Raw genomic sequence first — 460 nt, forward strand, 5'->3', positions numbered from 1 at the left:
ACCTGACGAGTCGGTCTTTGTGGCAGACCACAATTTCTTTGACATCTCCTGACAGGACTTGTCCCAAAATGGATAAAAGCCCTTTTCGTTTGTAGTTGAGTCCCGATCCGATTTCTTTGACGAGTTTTCCGTCTGCAAACAAGGATTGCAAGTAGTCGGCTTGTCGTTCGAGGTCTGACCTTTGCTTATACGAACTGACTCTGGCGTAGAGGATTCTAATTCTTGTGTCGCCGCCTGGATTAATGACGGAATCAATGTCGTATCGTCGATGACCAGCGGGAGTTCTAATTGTGCGTATTTTTCCGTCCCTGTCCCAGTTTCGGAGTGTTTTTTCTGAGACCTGAAGGACTTGTGAAGCTTCCCTCGGTGTGGCATATCTCATAATGTGTTTTTTGCACTACTCAATACTCTACCACACGCCGTGAGGTATTTCCGGAATAATCTAGAATTTTCCAGTAAA

At 45.4% G+C, this 460-nt stretch carries 1 protein-coding gene; it reads right to left on the bottom strand.

Going from position 1 to position 460, the window contains the following annotated elements; genetic code table 11:
- On the bottom strand, positions 1 to 382 hold a 382-nt coding region (locus LKK83_RS32050; protein ID WP_442957359.1), incomplete at its 3' end, for an IS607 family transposase.
- Positions 383 to 460 lie beyond the last annotated feature (78 nt).

It is taken from the genome of Phormidium sp. CCY1219 (genome assembly GCF_035615515.1).
Lineage (GTDB): Bacteria > Cyanobacteriota > Cyanobacteriia > Cyanobacteriales > Laspinemataceae > CCY1219.